The following is a 7218-nucleotide window of genomic DNA, read 5'->3' as shown; positions in this document are numbered from 1 at the left end:
GTGTCGCCATCGAAGCCGGCATCGCCGACTACTGGTACAAGTACGTGGGCTTTGGCGGCAAGATCATCGGCATGCGCACCTTCGGTGAGTCTGCCCCGGCCGAGCTCTTGTTCAAGGAATTCGGCTTTACCGTGGAAAACGTGGTTGCGACCGCTGAATCCCTGTAACAGTCCCTGTAATTCCTGAACGTTGGGCCGCGCAGGCCCAATAGCCGGAAAATAAAACGCCCTCCATCGCAAGATGGGGGGCGTTTTTTTAAATGAATTGCATTGGTTAATTTTATTGATAATATTGTAATGCAATTTATAAAGCAGTGTTTGACATGAAGTTTTTTATAATTGAATGGTACATTTTTGTTTATATAATAAAATGCCATACTTCATGATATATTTTAAATTTTTATTTATTAATATAAGAGTGTATTTTTATGAGCGCGATAGAAGTATTCAATTTTGAAGAGCATGGGCGAAAGGCAAGAGAAGAGTTCTCAAAAGTTCGCCACCAGTATGAGGCATTAGCAACAGCAATAAAATTAATAATAGAAAATGCTCTAGAACACGAAAAACTATTGATTCACTCAATTGAATGTAGGGCTAAAGATTTAGAAAGTTTAGAAAAAAAGTGCAGAAAAAACAACGCATCTAGGCCTGAGGAACCAAAATATAGCGAACCATTAAAACAGATTACAGACTTAGCAGGCGTTAGAATAATAGCTTTCTTTTTAAAAACTGTTGAAGATATTCAATTGGTTTTGGAGAGAGAGTTTGATGTGATAGAAAAAATTGATAAATCAAGTATTTTACAAGAAGAAGAAAAATTTGGTTATCAGAGTATACATTTTCTCGTGAAATTAAAGCCTAATAGAGCTAACCTTCCTGAATATAAGTTATGTGAAGGATTAGTTTGTGAAATACAGCTTAGAACTATTTTGCAGCACTCATGGGCAGAGATTGAACATGATATACAATACAAATCGGTTGCGACTATCCCTAGGTCAATTAAACGACGGTTCATGGCTTTGGCTGGCATGTTAGAAGTGGCTGATAGAGAATTTCAGGCAATCCAGAAAGAAGATATAAGAATAAGGGATGCTGCAAGATTATCTTTGGAAAAAGGTGATGTCGTTGGAATAGAAATTACTCCAGACGCTTTGAAAGCGTATTTAGATAAAAACCTAGGGAAAGATGGGAGAATGAGTGAAGGAAACTATGATTTTACCGCTACACTTTTAAAACATCTTGGCTTTGACTCTTTTGAGCAGATTCAAAAGTGTATTAGTGGCTATGATGCTGACGCTATTAGCCGCATATTATTTGGTACGAGGCAAGGACAAATAGCCCGATTTGAATTGGTGCTTTTAGCTGGCATGGGACAATTTTATATAAAAAATCATCCTTGGAGTGAAAGTGATTGGCATACAGATATGTGCGAGAGATATTTGAAGGAAATGAAAAAAGGTAAGGTTAAAATAGGTAATTACGTTCCTGTGTAAAAAAACACCGGCCTAAGCCGGTGTCCTTTTATCGTTAACGAAACATCTTACGCCTGCGGCGGGGTGCTTTCCGCATTGGACATCACCGCATCCATCTGCACCAGGGCGCCGGCGGGTAGCTCGCTCACGCCGATGACAGTGCGGGCGGGCAGGTAGGCCGGGAAGTATTTGGTGTAGATGGCATCCACGTCCGCCAGATCCGCGATGTTCTTCAGCTGGATATTGACCTTGACGATATCGTCCATCACGTGGCCGATGCTCTCCACAATAGTCTTGATATGGCCGAGACACTGGGCGGTCTGCTCTTTGATACAGCCGGTCAGCACCTTGCCGGTGGCGGGGTCGATCGGCAGCTGGCCGGCGATATGGTTGTAGTGGGAGAAGGCGACGCTCTGGCAATGGAGCGGGCTGCGCGGTGCCTTGTCGGTATTGCGGGCACGGATCACCAGCTTGTGCCTGTCTTCCACCAGCTGCGGCGGGGTGCCGTCACCGTGGGAGACGACGGCATCCATTTGCACCCGGGCACCCAGCGGCAGGGCGGAGGCCACGATCAGGCTGCGGGCCGGCAGGTAGGCGACGGCGCGGGCGATGGCCGAATCCGGGAAGAAGGTGCGGTAGACCTCGTTGACGGCCTCCAGATCGACGAGGCTGGTCAGGTAGAGGGTCACCTTGACGATATCGTCGAAGGGCACATCTATGCTCTCCAGCACGTTTTTGATATTGCGCAGGCACTGGGCTGCCTGCTCGCGGATGCCGCCGTCAACCAGGGCGCCGGTGGCGGGATCCATGGGCAGCTGGGCACCGATATTGTTGTAATGGGAGAAGGCGACGCTCTGGCTGGAGAGCGGGTCTTGCGGGGCGCGATCGCTGCTTCGGGCAAGCTTCAGCAGCGGGCAGGGGGCCTGGGGGAAGGTGCCTTCCCCGTTGGAGAGCAGGGCGTCCATCTGCACCCTGGCGCCGAGCGGCAGACCGGCCACCGCCAGCACGGTGCGGGTCGGCAGCGAGTGGGGGAAGAATTCCCGATAGACGGCATTGACGGCATCGAGGTCGGCGATGTCAGTCAGGAACAGGGTCACCTTCACCATGTCCTCCATGCCGTGGCCGATGCTCTGGACGATGGCCTGGATATTGGTGAGGCACTGTCTGGCCTGCGCCTTTATATCGCCACTCACCAGCTTGCCCGTCTTGGGATCGACCGGTAGCTGGGCGGCAATATTGTTGTAGTGGGAGAAGGCCACGCTCTGGGTACAGGGCCCCAGATCCTGGGGGGCATTAGGGGTATTTCTGGCGGATTTGATGATGGTACCACTCATGGCGATACTCCTTTTTCGTTTTGGATGTAGGGTCACGCCACTCTTCTGTGCATTGCCGGGTATCTGATCGGCGGCGGATCCGACTCGTTTTATTGAGGCAACAGTTGCCCGTACCCGGCGTAGCACGACGGGGAAAAGGAAACATTGCCATCACTGTGTCGAGCCTGAATTCGCTGTCGCCAGCGCGGTCGAACGGACGATGGAGCAAGATTGGCTTGATGATGTCAGACAGGGGGATTCTAGGGGGCGGCTATCCGGGGATGCAAACCGGGATCCGGTTTCTATGAGGTGGCTCAACAGAGTGAAATATATTCACTTTGCGATTCAATTCATGACAAAAATACCAAATAAAGGTGATGGCGATCCCGCTTTCATGTCAGGGCAGAACCAGATAGCCCCTTATTGTCATCCATCAGGGTTACTGGGTGTGAATCATCCGTTAATGACTTTGACAGGATTGCAGGTTATTGCCCCGGTTTTGCATAGCTATCTATTTATCGTGATCCCGCAGGGCTGTTCAGTGCGACCAAAATATGCCTACGGTGAGCCGAAAAACAGCCATTGAAATAACATTCAGCCCCTCTGCATGGCAATAAGTAATGACAGAGAGGCGAGGGCAACCTTTAGCCCCTGATACTGCGGAAAAATGGACGAGCCGCCACGCCGGTTATGCCATATATTTTCAGCGGTGCGAATGCGGGCTGGCAGGAGGCAACAGCAGAGGGCAAGCGTGAGGGACGCTTCCCGGTTGCCTGGCCCCTGGCAGTCAAGACGATGAGAGCGAGTCAACCCATGATGGAGAGAGTCCCATGACCGAGAAGCTGATTGACGACAAGCAACCGACCCCGGATCCGGCAGAGCAGAATGCCTTTTTCCCTTCCCCCTACTCATTGAGCCAGTTCACTTCGCGCAAGTCGGATCTGGCGGGGGCCGATTATCCCGCCCCCTATCGGGGCGGCCGCTGGAAGATCCTGTTGATCGGGGCCGATGAGCGCTATCTGCCCACCGACAATGGCACCCTGTTTTCCACCGGCAACCATCCGGTCGAGACCCTGTTGCCTATGTATCACCTCGACCAGGCGGGCTTTGCCTTTGAGGTGGCGACCCTGTCGGGCAATCCGGTCAAGTTCGAGTGGTGGGCCATGCCGACGGAGGATGAGGCGGTGGTGGGCTTCTATGGCAAATACCAGGGCCAGTTCCGCCAGCCTGCCAAACTGGCCGATCTGCTGGCGCGGGTGCTGGCCCCTGATTCGGATTACCTCGGCGTGTTCATTCCCGGCGGGCACGGCGCCCTGATGGGGCTGCCCGAGAGCGCCGAGGTCAAGGCGCTGCTGGAGTGGGCGATGGCCCACGATCGTTTCATCATCTCCCTCTGTCACGGGCCGGCGGCCTTTCTGGCGGTGGCCAATCCGCACACGTTTGCCGGCTACAAGATCTGCGTCTTCCCCGATGCGCTGGATGCCCAGACTCCGGCAATCGGCTATATGCCTGGCCACCTCACCTGGCAGTTTGGCGAGAAGCTCAAAGAGATCGGTTTTGAGATCGTCAACAGCGGTATCTCGGGGGAGGTGTGCCGAGATCGCAATCTGCTGACCGGTGACAGCCCGTTGGCTGGCAATAACCTCGGCAAGCTGGCCGCGACCACCCTGCTGGAGGCGGTGGGCCGTCGATAAGGTCGCGCCCCTCGCAAGGGGGCGCTTGGCTGAGCAGAACAGGCTGGAAGTAAAGCAACAGGGCCGTCGCATGACGGCCCTGTTTTATTGGAGGCAGGCGGGATAGAGGGCACCGAGTACGGCCGGTCGGCTGGCGCCGGTGTCAGAATGGGGGGCTGGTGCCCGGCCCTTCAGGCGGGATAGAGGGCGCCCAGCACCGCCGGGCGACTGGCGCCGGTGACCGCAGGCAGGTTGCCGGGCTGGCGCGTCATAAAGCGCTGCGCCAGCCAGGCGAAGGCCGCCCCTTCCACCCAGTCGGGGGCGAGCCCCAGCAGGGCAGTGCTGGCGATACGCCAGCGGGGCAGCAGGGCGGCGAGCTCCCCTAGCAGCGGGGCGTTATGGGCCCCGCCGCCGCAGACAAACAGCTCGGCAGGCTCCTTCGCCTCATCCACCGCGGGCAGCTGGCGGGCGATGCTGTGGCAGGTGAGAGATTGCAGGGTGCGCTGCACATCTGCGGGGGCGTATGCGCTGCCTGCCAGTTCGCCATCGAGCCAGTCGAGCGTGAACATCTCCCGCCCCGTGCTCTTGGGATAGGGGGCGGCGAAGTAGGGGTGAGCCAGCAGTTTCTCAAGCAGCTCGGGCACAAGCCGACCGCTGGCCGCCCACTGGCCACCGGCGTCGTAGCTGGCGCCGTGGGGATGATGGCGGCGATACCAGCCGTCGAGCAGGGTGTTGGCCGGGCCGGTATCGAAGCCATATACCCCTGAATCAGAGCCGCCATCGGCCTGGCCCGGCAGCACAGAGATATTGGCGATGCCGCCGAGGTTCAGCACCACCCGCAGGGCGCCGGGTTTGGCAAAAATCCCCCGATGGAAGGCGGGCACCAGGGGCGCCCCCTGACCGCCGAGGGCCATGTCCAGGGTGCGAAAATCGGCCACCACGTCGATGCCGGTCAGCGCCGCCAGCAGGGCGCTATTGCCAATCTGCAGGGTGAAGCCGAGTTGGGGGCGGTGGCGCACTGTCTGGCCGTGAGAGCCGATGGCGCGGATATCCTTGGGAGTGAGCCCCGCCTTGGCAAGCAGGGCCAGGGCGGCGGCGGCAAATTCCTGCGCCACCCGGTTGTCGGCCACCCCCAGGCGGTCTATCTCGTTCTCCCCCGGGGTGCAGAGGGCGTGCAGCTCGCGCGCCGTTGCCTCCGGCCAGGGGTGGCAGAGGGCAGCCTCGACCCTCAGCTCATCGCCGTCGATCTCGATGAGCACGGCGTCTATGCCGTCCAGGCTGGTACCGGACATGAGTCCCAGATAACGCTCTGCCATGACAAGGCTCCTTGTGGTTGAGGGGGCGCGCGAGTCGCCCGTGTCGCCGGTCGCCGAGGTGGCCGTCAAGAGGCGTCCCGGCGCTGGGCGAGCTGCAACTGCGGCTGCTCCAGCTTGGCGAGCTGCTGGCGGGCCTGAGCCTGGAATCGGCTCAGGGCGTTGCCGCTCAGGGTCTCGGCCTGGGGCAGGGTCAGGGTGCGCGGGTTCTTGTGTACGCCGGCAACCAGAAACTCGTAGTGCAGATGAGCCCCCGTGACCCGGCCCGTGCTGCCCAGGAGGCCAATGGTCTGCCCCTGCTTGACCCGCTGACCCTTGTTGACGGTGCGCTTGGAGAGGTGCAGGTACTTGGTCACATAGTTGCCGGCGTGCTTGATGAAGACATAGTTGCCGTTGAACTGGTTGTAACCGGCGGCCACCACACTCCCCGACCCCGACGCCATGATGGGGGTGCCCACGGGGGCCACGTAGTCGATGCCGTTGTGGGGGCGGATCTTGCCGGTGACCGGGTGCAGGCGGCGCGGATTGAAGTTGGAGCTGATGTACTTGAAGTTGACCGGGGCGCGCAGGAAGCTCTTGCGCATCGCCTTGCCCGCCGGGGTGTAGTAGTTGCCATCCTCGCTCAGCACGGCGCGGTAGATCTCGCCCTGGTTGATGAACTCGGCGGCCAGGATGTCGCCGGAGGCGACCCGCTCCTCATCCTGATACTTCTCCTCGAACAGCACCCGGAAGCTGTCCCCCGGTTGCAGATCCTGGGCAAAGTCGATGTCCCAGCCGAAGATGGCGGCGAGATCCAGGATCTGATCCTCCGTCATGCCCGCCTCCACGGCGGCGCCCCAGAAGCTGGAGCGGATGCTGCCCTGGGCGCTCGCCTCCCGGGTGTCGAGCTCCAGGCGCACGGCTTTGGCCACGAAGCTGTCGTCCTTGCGGCTCACCTTGAGTGCCTGCTCCAGGCTGTGGGGGTAATAGAGGCTGTGCAGCTCGCCGCCCCGGGTGAGCTTGAAGGTGATCTCCTGGCCGGGCCTGAGCAGGCGCAGGGGATCGGCGGCCTTGAGCTGATCGATGAGGTGCAGGTCCGTGGTACTCAGGCCCAGGCGCTGGAAGATGACTCCCATGTTGTCGCCGCTGCGCACCTTCACCTGTTTGGTGACATAGCTCGGCTTGGGCGGGGTGACGGTTTGGTCAAGGGCGAGGCGAGCCTGTTCGTCCGCCAGCCCATCCTCGGCGATGCCGGCGGTGCGCTCATCGACCCGGGTGGCCACGGCGCGCTCGCTTGGCCAGGCCGCCAGCATCATCACCAGTATGCTCAGAATAAGCACCATCTTGCGGTGCCAGGTAGGAAGAGAGTTGAAGGCGTGCCAAATGACCATGGGAAGCTGACGAAGTTGAGCCGAGAAGAAGGTCGGAGTTTACCGCCTTTCCAATTGGCCTGCCATTCCAGTAATATG

At 57.9% G+C, this 7218-nt stretch carries 7 protein-coding genes; 4 read left to right on the top strand and 3 right to left on the bottom strand.

The features are described 5' to 3' along the window. Both ACW5W4_RS16905 and ACW5W4_RS16900 read left to right on the top strand, forming a co-directional pair. On the top strand, positions 1-167 hold a 167-nt coding region (locus tag ACW5W4_RS16905; RefSeq protein ID WP_456690160.1), incomplete at its 5' end, for a transketolase-like TK C-terminal-containing protein. A gap of 260 nt (positions 168-427) precedes the next feature. Beyond that, the gene (locus ACW5W4_RS16900) at positions 428-1492 is read left to right on the top strand and encodes a GTP pyrophosphokinase (RefSeq protein ID WP_456690159.1); all 1065 of its coding nucleotides are present in this window, start codon (positions 428-430) and stop codon (positions 1490-1492) included. A 47-nt stretch (positions 1493-1539) separates the two neighbouring features. Here the strand turns inward: ACW5W4_RS16900 and ACW5W4_RS16895 are convergent, their stop codons facing one another. Then, the gene (locus ACW5W4_RS16895) at positions 1540-2805 is read right to left on the bottom strand and encodes a Rid family detoxifying hydrolase (RefSeq protein ID WP_456690158.1); all 1266 of its coding nucleotides are present in this window, start codon (positions 2803-2805) and stop codon (positions 1540-1542) included. Between the two features lie 301 nt (positions 2806-3106). Here ACW5W4_RS16895 and ACW5W4_RS16890 point away from each other — a divergent pair, with 301 nt between their 5' ends. Together ACW5W4_RS16890 and hchA are read left to right on the top strand one after the other, a co-directional pair. Continuing rightward, on the top strand, positions 3107-3370 hold the full coding sequence (locus tag ACW5W4_RS16890; RefSeq protein WP_456690157.1) for a hypothetical protein: 264 nt from the start codon (positions 3107-3109) through the stop codon (positions 3368-3370). A gap of 244 nt (positions 3371-3614) precedes the next feature. Then, on the top strand, positions 3615-4478 hold the full coding sequence (gene hchA / locus ACW5W4_RS16885) for a glyoxalase III HchA (protein WP_456690156.1): 864 nt from the start codon (positions 3615-3617) through the stop codon (positions 4476-4478). A gap of 170 nt (positions 4479-4648) precedes the next feature. On the opposite strand, the gene ACW5W4_RS16880 is transcribed toward hchA, so the two are convergent. Both ACW5W4_RS16880 and ACW5W4_RS16875 read right to left on the bottom strand, forming a co-directional pair. Then, positions 4649-5773, bottom strand: coding sequence for an anhydro-N-acetylmuramic acid kinase (locus ACW5W4_RS16880; RefSeq protein ID WP_456690155.1), 1125 nt, complete (start codon positions 5771-5773; stop codon positions 4649-4651). A gap of 65 nt (positions 5774-5838) precedes the next feature. Continuing rightward, positions 5839-7140 carry a peptidoglycan DD-metalloendopeptidase family protein gene (locus tag ACW5W4_RS16875; protein ID WP_456690154.1) on the bottom strand — a complete coding sequence of 434 codons (1302 nt, stop codon included), beginning with the start codon at positions 7138-7140 and terminating at the stop codon, positions 5839-5841. Positions 7141-7218 lie beyond the last annotated feature (78 nt).

The sequence above is a fragment of the Aeromonas crassostreae genome (genome assembly GCF_054052445.1).
Note: the sequence above shows the minus strand (reverse complement) of the source record. Positions and strands in the feature narration are given on the sequence as shown.